Annotated in this window: 14 protein-coding genes; 8 read left to right on the top strand and 6 right to left on the bottom strand. The window is 74.8% G+C overall.

Annotation, left to right across the window (positions count from 1 at the left end):
- Positions 1-158: 158 nt before the first annotated feature.
- Positions 159-728: an Lrp/AsnC family transcriptional regulator gene (locus J7523_RS12135; protein WP_291886704.1), complete on the bottom strand. Its 570-nt coding sequence runs from the start codon at positions 726-728 to the stop codon at positions 159-161.
- A gap of 80 nt (positions 729-808) precedes the next feature.
- On the opposite strand from J7523_RS12135, the gene J7523_RS12130 reads away from it, so the two are divergent.
- The 5 genes from J7523_RS12130 (at position 809) to J7523_RS12110 (ending at position 5880) form a co-directional block, all read left to right on the top strand.
- Positions 809-1531 (top strand): LysE family transporter, encoded by a 723-nt coding sequence (locus tag J7523_RS12130; protein ID WP_291886701.1) that lies wholly within the window; start codon positions 809-811, stop codon positions 1529-1531.
- Positions 1532-1663: 132 nt separating this feature from the next.
- Positions 1664-4162, top strand: a complete 2499-nt coding sequence (locus J7523_RS12125) for a DNA polymerase III subunit gamma and tau (RefSeq protein ID WP_291886699.1) — start codon at positions 1664-1666, stop codon at positions 4160-4162.
- A gap of 28 nt (positions 4163-4190) precedes the next feature.
- A complete protein-coding gene (locus tag J7523_RS12120; RefSeq protein ID WP_291886696.1) occupies positions 4191-4592 on the top strand; it encodes a VOC family protein in 402 nt (133 codons plus the stop codon).
- Between the two features lie 64 nt (positions 4593-4656).
- Positions 4657-5256, top strand: a complete 600-nt coding sequence (gene recR / locus J7523_RS12115; RefSeq protein WP_291886693.1) for a recombination mediator RecR — start codon at positions 4657-4659, stop codon at positions 5254-5256.
- A gap of 42 nt (positions 5257-5298) precedes the next feature.
- Positions 5299-5880 (top strand): DUF5063 domain-containing protein, encoded by a 582-nt coding sequence (locus tag J7523_RS12110; RefSeq protein WP_291886690.1) that lies wholly within the window; start codon positions 5299-5301, stop codon positions 5878-5880.
- Positions 5881-6003: 123 nt separating this feature from the next.
- Here the strand turns inward: J7523_RS12110 and J7523_RS12105 are convergent, their stop codons facing one another.
- From J7523_RS12105 to J7523_RS12095, 3 genes are all read right to left on the bottom strand, one after another.
- Positions 6004-7143: an ABC transporter permease subunit gene (locus J7523_RS12105; protein ID WP_291886688.1), complete on the bottom strand. Its 1140-nt coding sequence runs from the start codon at positions 7141-7143 to the stop codon at positions 6004-6006.
- Positions 7140-8168 (bottom strand): ABC transporter ATP-binding protein, encoded by a 1029-nt coding sequence (locus tag J7523_RS12100; RefSeq protein ID WP_291886685.1) that lies wholly within the window; start codon positions 8166-8168, stop codon positions 7140-7142. Before J7523_RS12100 ends, J7523_RS12105 begins: the two co-directional genes overlap by 4 nt.
- A 154-nt stretch (positions 8169-8322) precedes the next feature.
- A complete protein-coding gene (locus J7523_RS12095) occupies positions 8323-9588 on the bottom strand; it encodes a cellulose-binding domain-containing protein (protein ID WP_291886682.1) in 1266 nt (421 codons plus the stop codon).
- A 244-nt stretch (positions 9589-9832) separates the two neighbouring features.
- Between J7523_RS12095 and J7523_RS12090 the strand changes: the two genes are divergently transcribed.
- The gene (locus J7523_RS12090; RefSeq protein ID WP_291886679.1) at positions 9833-11104 is read left to right on the top strand and encodes an aspartate kinase; all 1272 of its coding nucleotides are present in this window, start codon (positions 9833-9835) and stop codon (positions 11102-11104) included.
- Entirely contained in the window at positions 11101-12159 is a 1059-nt protein-coding gene (locus J7523_RS12085) for an aspartate-semialdehyde dehydrogenase (protein WP_291886677.1), read from the top strand. The genes J7523_RS12090 and J7523_RS12085 overlap by 4 nt, the downstream gene beginning before the upstream one ends.
- A gap of 91 nt (positions 12160-12250) precedes the next feature.
- Here the strand turns inward: J7523_RS12085 and J7523_RS12080 are convergent, their stop codons facing one another.
- The gene (locus J7523_RS12080; protein ID WP_291886675.1) at positions 12251-13033 is read right to left on the bottom strand and encodes a hypothetical protein; all 783 of its coding nucleotides are present in this window, start codon (positions 13031-13033) and stop codon (positions 12251-12253) included.
- 225 nt (positions 13034-13258) lie between these two features.
- Complete coding sequence (locus tag J7523_RS12075; RefSeq protein WP_291886672.1) at positions 13259-15532, bottom strand: LLM class flavin-dependent oxidoreductase; 2274 nt, start codon at positions 15530-15532, stop codon at positions 13259-13261.
- Positions 15533-15622: 90 nt separating this feature from the next.
- Between J7523_RS12075 and J7523_RS12070 the strand changes: the two genes are divergently transcribed.
- Positions 15623-16132: a MarR family winged helix-turn-helix transcriptional regulator gene (locus tag J7523_RS12070; protein ID WP_291886670.1), complete on the top strand. Its 510-nt coding sequence runs from the start codon at positions 15623-15625 to the stop codon at positions 16130-16132.
- Positions 16133-16185: the final 53 nt, after the last annotated feature.

The raw sequence follows: 16185 nt of genomic DNA, 5'->3' as shown, positions 1-16185 counted from the left end.
CCGGCGCGCCGGGCCCAGAGCCGGGCTGCCGGTCGCCGGGGGGTCGGCGACCGGCAGCCCTGTGTCGGGAGCCACCACCGTGGGTCCGGTGGAGCTCACCCGGCCGACGCACGGGGCCGGCCGCTCGCCGGCCGACGTCCGGGCCGGGTGGTCGCCGGTCAGCCGGCAGCGCCGCGCAGGGCGAGCCGCGTGAACGTCTGCGCGGCGCCCGCGTCGCGCTTGAGCCGTCGGACCAGCTGGTCGAGCGCGGGCGGGTCCGCCACGGTCGCGTGCAGCAGGTAGTCGTACGACCCGGTCACGTGGACGGCGTCGAGCACCTGCGGGAAGCCCGGTGGACGGGTCAGGGCCGCGGTGAAGTCGTCGTTGGTCGTCTCCGGGGCGAGCCGAACCTCGATGAACACCTCGAGCGCGGCCCACCCGTGCCCGCCGCCCGCCGCCGGCCCCCCGTCGGCCCCAGGCTCCCCGCCGCCGCGTTGGCCGACCGGTGCTGCCGCGCCCGCGCGCCCCGGATCCGCCGGTGCCGCCGCGCCCGCGCGACCCGGACCGCCGCGGAACGGCCGCTGCGACGTGACGACCGTGAACCCGCGGATGGTGCCGTCGTCCTGCATCCGGCGCACGCGCGCGGCCGCGGCGTTCGCGCTGAGACCGACCCGGACGCCGAGCTCGCGGAACGGGAGCCGCGCATCGGTGGTCAGCTCGCGGAGGATGGCGTCGTCGATGGCGTCCATCCCGCGATTGTCGCAGTCGTACGGCGACATCCGCAGAAGTCGCTGGCGGTCCGCGGGTGGTCCCCGCCACCCTGGCGGGCATGTCCTCCGCCGCGACCGCGCTCGTGCTGGGCGCCCTCGCCGGGCTCGCCGTCGCGATGCCCGTCGGGCCGGTCGGCGTGCTGCTGCTGCGCACGGGTCTGCTGCAGGGCACGCGGGTGGCGGTCGGCGCCGCCGCGGGGATCGCGACCGTCGACGCGGGTTACGCGGTGCTGGCCGTCGCTGCGGGCGCCCCCGTCGGCCGCGTCGCCGAGTCGCACGCCGACGTCGCGCGCCTGCTCAGCAGCGGCGTCCTGCTCGTCGTCGGCCTGGCCGCCCTCGCCGGCTGGTGGCGCACCCGCCCCTCGAAGGCCCCGGCCACCGCCACCGAGCCCGACCCCGTCGGTCCCGGCCCGGACCTGGCGGGCGGTGCGGGCGGATCGCCGGCCGGTCGAGCGTGGGCCGTGCAGGGTCGGCCGACCCGCAGGGCCGTGCTCGGGGCGTACGGGCGGTTCGTCGGTCTGACCGCGGTCAACCCCCTCACCGCGGTCACGTTCGCGACGGTCGCCGTCGGCCTCGCGGCCCGGGTCGGCGAGCGCCCCGAGGTGGCCGGCGCGACGGCGTTCGTCGTGGGGGCGGCGGTCGCATCGCTGACCTGGCAGCTGGTCCTCGCGGTGGTGAGCGGGGGGCTTGGCGGCCGTCTCGGGGCCGTCGGACGCTCGCGCACGTCGCTCGTCGGCGCGCTCGTGGTCGTCGGGCTCGCCGTCGCGGTGGCCGGCGGCTGACGCGCGCGGCGCGGCAGTCGCGGCCGGCCTCGCGGCCGTCGTCCGGTCGCCGCGCCCCCGCTCGGGTGACCCCGCGCACCCGTGGCCTGCGGGGCTCGGCGGGTGTCAGTCCGTGCGTCTAGGGTTCGGTGCGTGACGACAGCCCTGTACCGCCGCTACCGGCCCGAGAACTTCGCCGAGGTGATCGGTCAGGACCACGTCACGGCCCCCCTCCGGCAGGCGCTGCGCAGCGGGCAGGTCAACCACGCGTACCTCTTCTCGGGCCCGCGCGGGTGCGGCAAGACGACGTCGGCCCGCATCCTCGCCCGCATCCTCAACTGCGCGCAGAACACCGAGGCCAGTCCGACGGACACCCCGTGCGGCGTGTGCCCGTCGTGCGTCGAGCTCGCGCGCGGCGGCTCGGGCAGCCTCGACGTGGTGGAGATCGACGCGGCCAGCCACGGCGGCGTCGACGACGCGCGCGAGCTGCGCGAGCGCGCCACGTTCGCGCCCGCGCGCGACAGGTTCAAGGTGTTCATCCTCGACGAGGCGCACATGGTCACGCCGCAGGGCTTCAACGCCCTGCTGAAGATCGTCGAGGAGCCGCCGCCGCACGTGAAGTTCATCTTCGCGACCACGGAGCCCGACAAGGTCATCGGCACCATCCGCTCCCGCACGCACCACTACCCGTTCCGGCTCGTCCCGCCGGACGTGCTGGTGCCGTACCTCGACCAGCTCTGCGCCGCCGAGTCGGTGCCCGTCGGGTCGGGCGTCCTCCCGCTCGTCGTGCGCGCCGGCGCGGGGTCCGTCCGCGACACCCTCTCGGTGCTCGACCAGCTCATCGCCGGCTCGGGCGGGGCCGGCCTGGAGTACGAGGGCGCCGCGGCCCTGCTCGGCTACACCCCCGCGGCTCTGCTCGACGACCTGGTCGACGCGATCGCCGCCCGCGACGGTGCGGCCGCGTTCCGGATCGTCGAGCGCGTCATCTCGACCGGCCACGAGCCCCGCCGGTTCGTCGAGGACCTGCTGGAGCGCCTGCGCGACCTCATCGTCATCGCGGCCTCGGGCGATGCGGCCGACGCCGCGCTGCGCGACGTCCCCGCCGACCAGATGGACCGGATGCGCCTGCAGGCCCAGAACCTCGGCCCCTCCGAGCTGTCCCGCTCGGCCGACCTCGCCAACGCCGCGCTGACCGAGATGACCGGTGCGACGTCGCCGCGGCTGCACCTCGAGCTCCTCATGGCCCGCCTGCTGCTCCCCGCCGCCGACGACGCCCGCTCCGGCCTCGGCGCGCGGCTCGACCGCCTCGAGCGTGGCCTCCCCGCGGGTGCGGTGGCACCGCGCGGCGCGGACGACGTCCCCGCGACCCCCGACGCGCTTGCGGCGCCGGTCGCCACCGGTCGCCCGGTGCAGGGTGGCGCACGCGCCGCCCGCGAGGCGATCCCGACGTCCGCACCGTCCGTGCCCTCCGCCCCGGCCCCGTTGCCGGTCGGCCCGATCGCCGCGGTCCGCCCGGCGGACCCGGTTGCGGCACCTGCGGCTGCGCCCACCGAGCCGACCGCCGGCGTGCCGGTCGAGCCGACGGGCCACGTCGCCGGCGCGCCGACGGGCCACGTGGCCGGCGAGCCGACGACCGCCGCGCCGGTCGCGGCCGAGGACGTCGAGGACGTCCCGGAGGTCGAGAGCGCCGTCGCACCCGACGCCGCGACCGAGCCCGACGTCGCCGACGCCGGGACCGAGCCCGTCGTACCCGACGCCGAGCCCGAGCCCGTCGTACCCGACGCCGAGCCCGAGCCCGCGGTGACCCCGCGGCAGGCCGAGTCTGTGGCGACCGCGCAGCAGGCCGAGCCCGTCGCGGCCCCGGCGCCCGCTCCCGCTCCGGCAGCCGTCCCCGCGCCGAGCGCGCCGCCCGCAGGCAGTGGCGGCGGCCAGGACACCGAGATGCTCCGCCGCCGCTGGCCCGAGGTGCTCGAGACGGTCAAGGGCCTGCGTCGCGTGACGTGGGCCCTGGTCGACCCGCGCAACGCCCAGGTCGCCGAGCTCGACGCGTCGACGCTGAAGGTCGCGTTCAGCACCAGCCAGCTCGCCACGACCTTCCGCAACGGCGGTCACGACGCGGTCGTCGCGCGCGCCGTCCGAGAGACGCTCGGCTTCGACGTCCGTGTCGAGGGCGTCGTCGGCGACCAGGCGGCCCGGCCCACGGCCCCCGCGGTCCCGGCCGCGACCGGCGGGGCAGGTGCGGGCGGCGGTCCCGCACGAGGGACTGGATCGTCGGCGCAGGCCGTCTCGCCGGCCCAGGCTGCGGCCTCGTGGGACGAGGAGCCGCCCCTGCCCGAGCCGCCGGACGACGAGCCGCCGCACCCGGACGTCGAGGCGCCGCGCGCGTCGGCCGCACCGGCCTGGGGCGACGAGCCGCGCCCGGATGTGCCCGGCGCTCCGACCTCGTCGGATAAAGGCCCTCTGAGCGCCCGCGAGCGCGGCGAGGCCGCGGCTGCCCGCAGCTCGGCGGCGAGGTCGTCGGCGGCGCAGGTGGTCGACGAGCCGTCCCCGGACGACCCCGACATCACCGGGTCGTCGCTGGTCGGCGCGCCGCTGGTCGCGCAGATGCTGGGTGGCACCGTCATCGACGAGCAGGTCGACGACCACGCCTGACGACGCCGCAGCCGGCACGCAGGGCCGGTTGCACCACCTGGAGCTGTGGGTCGCCGACCTGGCAGTGCTCGACTCCTGGGCGTGGCTGCTCGGCGAGCTCGGGTACCAGCAGCGCGACGCGTGGGCCGACGGTCGGAGCTGGTCGGGCAAGGGCGGCGAGTACCTCGTGATCGAGTCGGGACCGGACGTGCGCCGGGAGCGCCACGACCGGCTGCGTCCGGGCCTCAACCACCTGGCTTTCTGGGCGGGGTCGGCGGCAGACGTCGACCGGCTCGTGGCGGCGGGGTCGGACCACGGCTGGAACTCCCTGTTCGCGGACCGCTACCCGTTCGCGGGCGGTCCGGACCACTACGCGGGGTATCTGGAGAACGGCGACGGCTTCGAGGTGGAGCTGGTCGCGCGGCAGCGGGCGGGCGTCGGCGACCGTTGAGCGGGTCGCCGGACGGGCGGGTCGCGCGACGAGGTTCGGGACGTCGACCACGTAGGCTGGCCGGGTGTACGAGGGCGCGGTCCAGGACCTGATCGACGAGCTCGGGCGGCTGCCCGGCGTCGGTCCCAAGAGCGCCCAGCGCATCGCGTTCCACATCCTCGCGGCGGACCCGGCGGACGTCCGGCGGCTGTCGGACGCGCTGGTCGAGGTCAAGGCGCGTGTGAAGTTCTGCGACGTGTGCGGCAACGTGGCGCAGGAGGACCAGTGCCGCATCTGCCGTGACCCGCGCCGCTCTCCGAACACGCTGTGCGTCGTCGAGGAGCCGAAGGACGTCGTCGCGATCGAGCGCACCCGCGAGTTCCGCGGCAGGTACCACGTGCTCGGCGGCGCCATCAACCCGATCGCGGGCGTCGGCCCGGACGACCTGCGCATCGCGCAGCTCATGACGCGGCTCGCGGACGGCACCGTCACGGAGGTCATCCTCGCGACCGACCCGAACGTCGAGGGCGAGGCGACCGCCACGTACCTGGCGCGGCTGCTCGTGCCGATGGGCCTGACGGTGAGCCGTCTCGCGTCCGGCCTGCCGGTGGGCGGCGACCTCGAGTACGCGGACGAGGTGACGCTCGGCCGGGCGTTCGAGGGCCGTCGCCGCATCAGCGCCTGACCGCGGGCGCGCACCACCAGACAAGGACGAACGGAGCAGGTCATGGACACCACCAGCCGGCACGACGCCGACGATGCCGACCTGCGGGACATCGCCCGGGCCGTCGCCGAGGAGGCGCGCAGCTACCTGAGCACCGTCACGGAGGTCGCGGCGGGCACCAACCCGGAGGCGGCCCTGCCGCTGGTGCTGCTGGCGGTGTCGGACGTCCTTGCGGCGGGCGCGCGCCTGGGTGCGACGACGGACGTGGTGCCGTCGGAGCGGTTCGAGCCGGACCTGGGCCCGGACCCGGACGTCGACCCGCTGCACGCCAACCTCGCGAACGTGTTCGAAGGGATCGACGAGTACGTCGAGGTCGTCGACCCGCTGCTCGGCGAGGAGGTCGAGCACGCGACGGTGTCCGGGGACCTCGTCGCGATCGCGGGTGCGCTCGCGCAGGGGCTGCGCCACTACGAGACGGGCGCGGTGCTCGAGGCCCTGTGGTGGTGGCAGTTCTCGTACCTGTCCGACTGGGGCGAGCGGGCGTCGAGCGTGCTGCGCACGATCCAGACGATGCTCGCGCACCTGCGTCTGGACGTGCCGGACGACGTCGCCACGGAAGCGGAGTACGACGCCCTGCAGCCCTGACGGGCACCGCCCGACGGGCGCTGCGTGACGGGCCGTGCATGACGGGCCCTGCGTGAACGGCGGACCGGATCGCCGTGCGCCGCGTCCCGGCTCATCCAGCACCGGGACGCAGCGCACGCGGGATCAGGCGACGCGCGTACCCCGGGCCAGCGTCCGCTGCGGGATGCGCAGACGGCGGACCGCGACGACGAACCCGGCCGCGCCGAGCAGCAGGTTCGCACCGAGCCCCCACGGCCACACGGGCGCGGTCGACAGGTCCTGCCGCAGGTCGTCCTGGAGCTCGGCCGGCGCGGCGGTGCCGGTCCAGCACTCGTCGAGCGCGGGCGGCGGCCCGGCCCGCAGCATCCGGACGCCGTCGCGCATCGCGCTCAGGGGGCTGCCGTCGCCGTGGACCGACAGCGGGCCGGTCCCGGCGCCGTCGGCGACGACGACGAACGGGTTGATGCCCAACAGCCACCAGGTGCGCTCCGTGTGGCTCACGCTCCGCTCGGCGGTGAACACCTCGCAGGGGCCGGGGTCGTCTCCGTCGGCCCACCCGTCCTGCATGCCCCAGACGGTGACCTGCTCCTGGCTGGTGGTCGTCGTGAAGGTGAGCCCGAACAGGATCGGTGTGAAGACGGTGATGGCGGCGACCGTGATGAACGCGAGCACGGTCGACCCGGCGGTGCGCGCGACGAGCGCGGAGAACCCGAGCCCGATCCCGCACACGGCGAGCAGCAGCAGCGCGACGAGCAGCACGACCCGCACGATCGCCCACCCCGGCGTGCCGCCCAGCGCGAGCGCCAGGACGAGGAACGGCAGGCTCGTCACGAGGAACGCGCACGCGGCCGACCAGGCGGCGAGGAGCTTGCCGGTGGCGATCTCGGCGGGGGACAGGAGCGTCACCTGCAGGGTCGCGAGCGTGCCCGCGTTGCGGTCGCCGTTGACGGCGGTCGACGACAGGGTCGGGGTGACCAGCAGGCCGAGCCCGAGCACGAGCGCCGTGACCGCGGAGAACAGGATCGGACCGGTGTTCGGGCGGTCCTGGGCGCTGAACGCCTCGAGCGCGCCGGTCGTCAGCAGCGTGATGCCGCCGACCACGACGAACCAGACGACGAGCGCGACGATCCACCGGGTCGACCGCACGCGCTGCCGCAGGTCGAGCACGGCGACGGTCCGGACGCCGTGCCAGGTGAGGCCCCAGGTCCCGCCGCGGCCGACGGGCAGCCGGGCGGGCTCGGGGGCGGGCGGCAGCTCGAGCTCGACGGGGTCCATCCGGGTCATGTCCGCTCCTCGTCGAGGGCCAGGTAGGCCTGTTCCAGCAGTCCGGTGGCGGGCGCGAACGACAGGACGGGCACACCGGCGGTGACCGCGTCGCGCAGCAGCCGTGCCGCGGTCGCGTCGTCGGCGAGCTCGAACAGCACGCCGCCGGGAGTCGCGGCCGGCGGCGCCAGCAGGTCGCCGTCGTCGTCCGGCCGCCAGGTCACGCCCACGGAAGTGAGCCAAGCCGTCGCGGCGTCGAGCGCGAGCGCCCGCAGGTGCCAGGTGCGCGGTGCGGGGCCGTCGCTCTCGACGGACGACGACACGGTCCGTCCGCGCGAGAGGAACACCGCGTCGTCGGCCATCTCCTCGAGCTCGGACAGCACGTGGCTCGACACGAGCACGGTCCGGCCCTCGTCGGCGAGGCGGCGCAGCAGCACCCGCAGGTCGACGCGCGACCGGGGGTCGAGGCCGCTTGCCGGCTCGTCGAGCAGCAGCACGTCGGGGGAGTGCACGAGCGCCCGCGCGAGACCGAGCCGCTGCTTCTGCCCGCGCGACAGGACGCTCGCGGGGCGGTCGGCGAACTCGGTGAGGTGCACGGTCGCGAGCAGCTCGTCGACCCGGGTGCGCGCCTGCGCGGGCGGGATCCGGTAGGCCGCGGCGAACGTCAGGAGCACCTCGCGGGACGTCAGCGAGTCCCACGTGCCGAACGTGTCGGGCATCCAGCCGGTGCGGGCGCGCGCGGCCCGGCCGTCGGTGACCGGGTCGAACCCGCCGATCCGCACGTCGCCGGAGTCCGGCACGAGCAGGCCGGCGAGGACCAGCAAGAGCGTCGTCTTGCCGGAGCCGTTGGGCCCGACGAGGGCGGTCACCGCACCCGCACGCGCCTGCAGGTCGACGCCGTCCAGCGCGCGCACCGAGCCGAACGAGCGGCGCAGGCCGCGCACGACGATGCCGGGCGGTGGAGTCGGTGACGTCGGGGTGGAAGGGGCCGGCGCCGCGCCGGGTGGACCGGCGGCGGGGCCGTCGTCGTCGACGGTGCTCGTCATGCGGCTCAACGTACGGGCAGGCCTGGCCGCGTACCCGTGTTTCGGTGGTCGAACTCTGTGAGGAAGCTGTGCCGAAGATCGGCGCACGGCCGGGACGGGTGCTGGGGCACCTCCCGGCCGTGCGCCTGCCCCGGCGGGCCGTCTGCGGGTCGGGTCAGCAGCCCTGCCGGGAGCTCCCCACGACGACGTCGTCGAACCACAGCGTGTCGCTGCCCTCGCCGTAGCTCTCCCACCCGAGCCGCAGGTCGGTGAGCTTGGGCGTCCACGCCTTGTTCGACCACTGGCCGTCGAGGTCGTGCGTCGGCGTGCCGTCGGCGACGAGGCCCGGCACCACGTCGCCGTCGAGCCACGTCGTGAGCTTGCCCGCGGTGCCGTCCACCTGGACCTCGACGCAGTGCCACGACGCGGTCGGCAGCGGCTTGCTCTGCGCGACGCCCGCGGGGCTCTGCTCGGGCAGGGTCGCGTCGTCGGACGAGCGGTTCCACTGCAGCGCCGCGTTCTGGCCACCCATCCGCAGGTCGCGGTTGCCGTCGTTGGCGTCCTTCATCGCGAGGAACGTCGTGTGCGACGTCGGCTGGGCCGTCGAGTGCCGCACCCAGAACCGCACGTAGTACTGCTGCGGGAGGCTGCTCAGGCTCTGGTTCGCCTGCACGAAGACGTGGTTGCAGTAGCCCGCGGTGCCGTCGATCCGCAGCGAGCGGCCGCCCGAGTGCGCGACCGACGAGTCGATCGCCGCGCGGCCTGTACCTGAGCAGTCGGGGTAGCTGACCGTCCACGTGCCCGAGGGGGTCGCGCCCGTCTGCGACTCCAGGCCGTCGCAGAAGATCGCGGAGCCGCACACCGTGGGGGTGGGGGTCGGCGTGGGCGTCGGCGTCGGGGTGGGCGTCGGGGTGGGCGTCGGAGTCGGAGTCGGAGTTGGTGTCGGAGTCGGCGTGGGAGTCGGCGTGGGTGTGGGCGTCGGTGTCGGGGTGGGCGTGACCGTCGGCGTCGGAGTCGGCGTCGGCCCGCCGCTGCACGACACCCCGTTGAGCGCGAAGTCCGTCGGCGCGGTGTTCGACCCGGACCACGTCCCCTGGAACCCGAACGACGTGGTCTGCCCCGCGGCGAGCTCCCCGTTCCACGCGGCGTTCGTCGCGGTCGCGACAGCCCCCGACTGCGTCACCGACGAGCTCCACGCCTGCGTGACCTTCTGCCCGGACGGCCACGTCCAGGTCAGCGACCAGCCGTGCACGGCCTGCGCGGGGGTGAGCTTGACGTCAGCCGTGAACCCGCCGGGCCACGAGCTCGTGGCCCACGCGACCTGGCACGCGCCGGCCGCCTGGGCGGTCACGCCGACGACGACGCCCGCGGTGGCGACGCCGACGACGGCGACCGCCGCGAGCGCCGCACGCCAGCGCGCACGGGTGAGGGGGAGACGCATGGGTGGTGTCCTCTCGGCATGGGCGCCCGCACCATCACGGGCGTGCGACGGCCGGCCGTCGCCTCGTGCCTGGCAGCGTCCCGACCGGCGCGGGCACGGCGGAACCCCCTCAAACGCTTCACCTGCCGCCCGATCCGGCATGCGAAACCCTCTGCCCACCTGGCGAGCACCGCCGTACACTCGCCCGGACCCCAGTCCTGGACCCCGTGCCCGGACCCTGTCCGCACCTCGAAAGAGCACCCCCGTGGCCCTCATCGTGCAGAAGTACGGCGGTTCCTCCGTCGCCGACGCCGCCAGCATCAAGCGCGTCGCGAAGCGGGTCGCCGAGGCCAAGCGCGCGGGCAACGACGTGGTCGTGGTGGTCTCCGCGATGGGGGACACCACGGACGAGCTGATCGACCTCGCCACCCAGGTCACGCCGCTGCCGCCGCAGCGCGAGATGGACATCCTGCTGACGGCCGGCGAGCGCATCTCGATGTCGCTGCTCGCGATGGCGATCCACAACCTGGGCGTCGACGCGAAGTCGTTCACGGGCCAGCAGGCGGGCGTCATCACGGACGAGACGTACGGCAAGGCGCGCATCATCGACGTCACGCCGAGCCGCATCACCGACACGCTCGCGGAGGGGTCGGTCGCGATCGTCGCCGGCTTCCAGGGCGTCAACCCGTCGACGAACGACGTCACGACGCTCGGCCGCGGCGGCTCGGACACCACCGCGGTCGCGCTCGCGGCGGCCCTCAAGGCCGACGTCTGCGAGATCTACACGGACGTCGACGGCGTGTTCACGGCGGACCCCCGCATCGTGCCGAGCGCGCGCAAGCTGGACCGGCTGGGCTACGACGAGATGCTCGAGATGGCGGCCAGCGGCGCCAAGGTGCTCATGCTGCGGTGCGTCGAGTACGCGCGCCGGTACGGGGTGCCCGTGCACGTCCGCTCGTCGTTCTCGACCCACACGGGCACGCTGGTGACGGACCAGCCTTCCGAAGGAGAAGAAGTGGAACAGCCGATCATCGCCGGCGTCGCGCACGACCGCAGCGAGGCCAAGGTCACCGTGGTGGGCGTCCCGGACGTGCCCGGCAAGGCCGCCCGCATCTTCGAGGTGGTCGCCGGCTCGGGCGTCAACATCGACATGATCGTGCAGAACGTCTCGGTCGCCGCGACGGGCCTGACGGACATCTCGTTCACGCTCCCCGCGACGGACGGCGCGGCCGCGACGACGGCCCTCACGGAGCACCAGCCCGACATCGGCTTCCGGTCGCTGCAGTACGACGACACGATCGGCAAGCTCTCGCTGGTCGGTGCGGGCATGAAGTCGCACCCCGGTGTCTCGGCGCGGCTGTTCGCGGCGCTGTCGGACGCGGGCATCAACATCGAGATGATCTCCACGTCGGAGATCCGCATCTCCGTCGTGACGCGCGCCGACTCGCTCGACGACGCGGTGCGCGCGGTGCACACCGCGTTCGAGCTGGACGCGACCGAGGACGAGGCAGTGGTGTACGGAGGGACCGGACGATGAGCGGGCTGAACGTCGCCGTGGTGGGTGCCACGGGTCAGGTCGGGGGCGTCATGCGGCGCCTGCTGGACGAGCGCGACTTCCCGGTCGCGAGCATCCGCTACTTCGCCTCGGCGCGGTCGGCCGGCACCACGCTGCCGTGGCGCGACGAGCAGATCACTGTCGAGGACGTCGAGACGGCCGACCTGTCCGGCATCGACATCGCGCTGTTCTCCGCGGGCGGAGGCACGTCGAAGGTGCACGCGCCGCGGTTCGCCGAGGCCGGTGCGGTCGTCATCGACAACTCGTCGGCCTGGCGCCGCGACCCCGCGGTCCCGCTGGTCGTGTCCGAGGTGAACCCCGACGCGCTCGGCGACGTGCCCCAGGGCATCGTCGCGAACCCCAACTGCACCACGATGGCCGCGATGCCGGTCCTCAAGGTGCTGCACGAGGAGGCCGGCCTGCGCCGCCTCGTCGTGTCCACGTACCAGGCCGTGTCGGGCAGCGGGCTCGCGGGTGCCGCGGAGCTCGACGGGCAGATCCGCGCCGCCGTCGAGCAGGACACGCTGCAGCTGGTCCACGACGGTTCGGCGGTGTCGTTCCCCGACCCGGTGAAGTACGTCGCGCCGATCGCGTTCGACGTCATCCCGCTCGCCGGCTCGATCGTCGACGACGGCCTGTACGAGACGGACGAGGAGCAGAAGCTTCGCCACGAGTCGCGCAAGATCCTCGGGCTGCCCGATCTGCTGGTCAGCGGTACGTGCGTGCGCGTCCCCGTGTTCACGGGGCACTCGCTGTCGATCAACGCCGAGTTCGACCGCCCGATCACCCCCGAGCGGGCCCGCGAGCTCCTCGCGGACGCGCCTGGTGTGCAGCTCACGGACGTCCCGACGCCGCTCGCCGCCGCCGGTCAGGACCCGTCGCTCGTCGGCCGCCTCCGCCAGGACGAGGGCGTGCCCGACGGGCGCGGCCTCGCACTGTTCGTCAGCAACGACAACCTGCGCAAGGGAGCCGCGCTCAACGCGGTGCAGATCGCGGAGATCGTCGCCGCGCGTCTGGCCGCTGCGACCCCCGCCTGACCGCGCCCGCGCGTACGAACCCCGCCTCCCGGTCGTCCGAGGGGGGCGGGGTTCGTCGTCCCTGCCGACGCACGGCCTCAGTCCGCCCCTGTCAGGTGCCGGACAGGACGTTCGTGAGCTGGTCCTCCGTCGGTGCCGTGATGCCGGCGTCCGCGCCCCAGCTCGTGAACGTCATCTCGACGGGCGTGCCCGCGATGTTCGACGTCGCCTTGACCAGCCGGTTCTGCTGGTCGACCCAGAAGCCGAGGGTCACGGTCGCCGGGAGCTGCTCGCGCGGGACGCCCCCGCCGAGGTCCCCGAGTCCGTCCGTGAGGCGCGACGTGGCGACGACGACGTCGTACGGCTGGGCAGGCACACCGTTCACGTCGGTCCGCGGGCCGGCGATCCGCACGGCGATGACGGCGCCGTAGAGCGCGCGGACGGGCCTGACGGGGTCCACGCTCACTGCGGGCACCGGCAGGCCCGCGTCGCCCTTGGTGTCGTCGAAGTACTTGCCGTGGGTCGCGGGGGCACGCACGAAGCGCCGGCCGTCGACCGAGCGGACCTCGACGGCCCCTCCGGGGATCGTCGCGCTGACCCGGTTGTTCGACCTGACCATGTCGACGTCGACGACGTTCTCGACGGGTCCGGTGGGGCCGGTCGTGCGCGTCGTCCACGTGAGCGACCGCGCCGCGAGCATGGACTCGGAGAGCCGCGGTACGAGGGTGTCGGGGGTGAGCTGCTCCCACGTGAGGTGGGCGGCCTGCGGGTCGGATGCCGACCTGGTCGGTCTCGGTGCGTCCTGCGCCGCGACGCCGGCGGTGGTGCATCCCGCGGCCGCCGCGGCGACGACGAGAGCAGCGGTCAGGGCACGGGCGAGTCGGGTGGTGCGCACGGGGGCCTCCTGCGATGTCGGTGACGAGGGGTCCTCGGCATCGCGGCCGGGCGCACTTCCACCCTGACATCACGTCGGGCGATCTGTCCTAATCCGTCTCGTCATGTGGGCCGTGCGGTCTGTCACCTTCGGCTCTGACGGAACGGTCCTGCAGCCGTCGTCGCGGGCGGTCGGACAGGTGTGTTCGCAGGTCGGTCGGGGTGACCGACCCGGTCCGTGGCCCCGTCAGTCGGCCGGCGGGATCGGGAAGTTCTGGTCGAACACATGGTCGGGGTCGTACTCCCGCTTGATCGTCCGCAGCCGGGTGAGCGTCGGCTCCGGGAAGGCGTCCAGCAGCCGCTCGGCGCGCGGGTCGGTCTCGAACGACAGGTAGGTGCCGTGCATGACGGGGTGCACCAGGGCGTCCCACGCGGCGTCGAGGCCGCTCCGGTCGGACCGTGCGCCGAACGTCGCCACCGAGAAGGCCTGCGTGCGGTGGGCGTAGGCGGTCGCGGCGGGGTCGACGTCGTTGATCGCGCCACCGACCGAGCGCAGCTGCAGCAGCATGACGTCGTCCGACGCCGCGAACGTGTCGAGCGCCCGGGCCGCCTCAGGGGTCATGCGCTCGAGAAGGCCCGACCGGCTGCTCGGCGCCGCGCCGCCGTCGTGGTGGCGGGCGACCGGGTGCACGATCCCCGCGTAGGGCACGAGCTGCGCGGACTGGTCGAGCACCGGCGCCACGCCGAGCATCGGCTCGAGCGCGGCGACGGCCGCCGCGGTGTCGTCGCTCGCGAACACCGACATCGCCCGTGCCACGGCCTGACCTCGGCGTCCGTGCCCGGGGCTGACGTGCAGGAAGCTCGTCAGCTCGCGGGGGGAGTCCTGCACGAGCGTGCCCCACGCGTCGAGGAGCCCGCCGACGTCGGACGCGTCGAACGTCATGGTCGAGTAGACGACGTCGGGCACGGCCGACGCCTCGACCTCGACCCAGGTCACGACCCCGAAGTTCGCGCCCGCGCCGCGCAGCGCCCAGAACAGGTCGGGGTGGTGCTCGTCGTCGACCTGAAGCACGCGGCCGTCCGCGAGCACGACCTCGGCGGCGACGACGTGGTCGATGGTCAGGCCGTGCAGCCGGCCGAGCAGACCGATGCCCCCGGTCGTCGCGAGCCCCCCGACCCCGACACCGCCGTAGTCACCCGACGAGATCGCCCAGCCGTGCGGCGCCAGCGCGGCCGCGACCTCGCCCCAGGTGGCGCCGGCGCCGAGCCGGACCCGCCTGCTGCCGGCGTCGACCACCTCGATCCGGTTCATCGCGGCAAGGTCGACCACGATCCCGCCGTCGTTCGTGGACCGTCCGGAGATGCCGTGCCCGCCGCTGCGGACCGCGAGCGGCCCGGGCTGCGACCGCGCGTACTCGACGGCCAGTGCGACCTCGGCGGCAGACGACGCGGGCAGCACGAGGCCCGGTGCGCCCCGGCGCATGTACGTGGACCGCACGCGGTCGTACCGGCGGTCGCCCGGCTCCACCGCGGCCGCGGCGAGCTCGCGCGGTACCGCGTCGTAGTCGATCCCCGGCACCCGGCGGGCGAGCGCCGCCGCCCCACGGACGTGGCCCGTGACCGTCTGGGCGTTGGCCCGCTCCGCGGCGACAGCCTCCCGGACGGCGGGCGCCACCTGCTCGGCGAACAGGCGGATGTCGCGCGGGTCGTCCGTGCCGAGGATGAACGTCGCGACGCCGTCCTCGAGCGCGAGCCGGACCAGCTCGTCGACCCACTGGGACACCGGACCCACCAGGCCGCCCTGTGACGCCGGCGAGAACGAGCCGTTGACGTTGAGCAGCCGCCGGATCTCGCGCGGGTCGCGCCCCGCGGCTCGCGCGGCGTCGTCGATCGCCGTGTTCCCACGGGCGAGGTCGCCCGGCTGCAGGTACCCGAGCGACGGGAGCCACCCGTCCGCCTTGGTGCCGACCAGCCGGAGCATGCGGGGCTTGTAGGCGCCGAGCCAGATCCCGACGTCGTGCGCGGGTGCCGGGCCGCGCTTGGCTCCGTCGACCCGGTGGTGGGTGCCGCCCGCGCGCAGCGGCACCCGGGTGCTCGTGTCCCACACGCCGCGGATCACGTCGATCGCCTCGCTGAGGGCGTCGACCCCCTGCCCGGGGGTGAGCCGGGTGCCGCCCATCGCCTCGATCGCGTCCCAGAACGCGCCCGCGCCCAGGCCGAGCTCGACGCGTCCTCCGGACAGCAGGTCGAGGCTCGCGACCGACCGGGCGAGCACCGCGGGCGGGCGCAGCGGCAGGTTGACCACGTTCGCCGAGAGGTGCACGCGCTCGGTGCGCGCCGCCGCGTAGGACAGCAGCGTCCACGTGTCGAGGAAGGCCGGCTGGTACGGGTGGTCCTGGAACGTGACGAGGTCGAGACCCGCCTGCTCCGAGAGCACGGCGAGCTCGACGGGTGCCTGTGGGTCGCCGTTCTGCGGGGTGAGGAACGTGCCGAAGGCCAGCTCGTGGCCGTAGTCCGTCATGCCGTGCCCGTCCTTCTCGATCGTCTGTCTCGCAGACTATATGTCACACCACTCGTCTGCGCGGCAGCGCATGTGCGCTACGATCCCCGCATGAGCGCACCCGCCGACGTGCACACGGTGGACCTGGGATGGTCCGTCGGCACCCTCCTGCGCCGGTGGCGCGAGGCCGTCGAGGGCGCGCTCGCGGGCATCCCCGACGGTGCCCGCGGGTACCACGTGCTGTCGGTGGTCGTGCACGGTGAGCCGCCCACGCAGGCCGCGCTCGCCGCACAGCTCGGCATCGACCGGACGGTCATGACCTACCTCGTCGACAGGTTCGAGGGCTGCGGCCTCGTCGAGCGCAGGCTCGACCCGCACGACCGACGCGCGCGGCGCCTCGTCGCGACGCCGCTCGGTGTGCAGACCGCCGCCGAGCTGGAGCGGGCGGTCGCCGCCGCCGAGGACGGCGTGCTCGGCGCACTCACACCGGCGGAACGTCAGGTGCTGCGACACCTGCTGGCCCGGGCGACGGCCGATGCCGACGCGGGAGCCGACGGCGACGCCGACCGGTGCGCGGTCGTCACCGCCGACCTCGACGGGCCGGACACGCCCCGACGCTGACGGGCCGCCAGGCCCGACGGGGACAGCCGCCGGGGCCCGGCGCCGTGGTGCGC

This window comes from Cellulomonas sp., assembly GCF_017744555.1.
In the GTDB taxonomy this organism is placed as follows: Bacteria; Actinomycetota; Actinomycetes; order Actinomycetales; family Cellulomonadaceae; genus Cellulomonas.
Note: the sequence above shows the minus strand (reverse complement) of the source record. Positions and strands in the feature narration are given on the sequence as shown.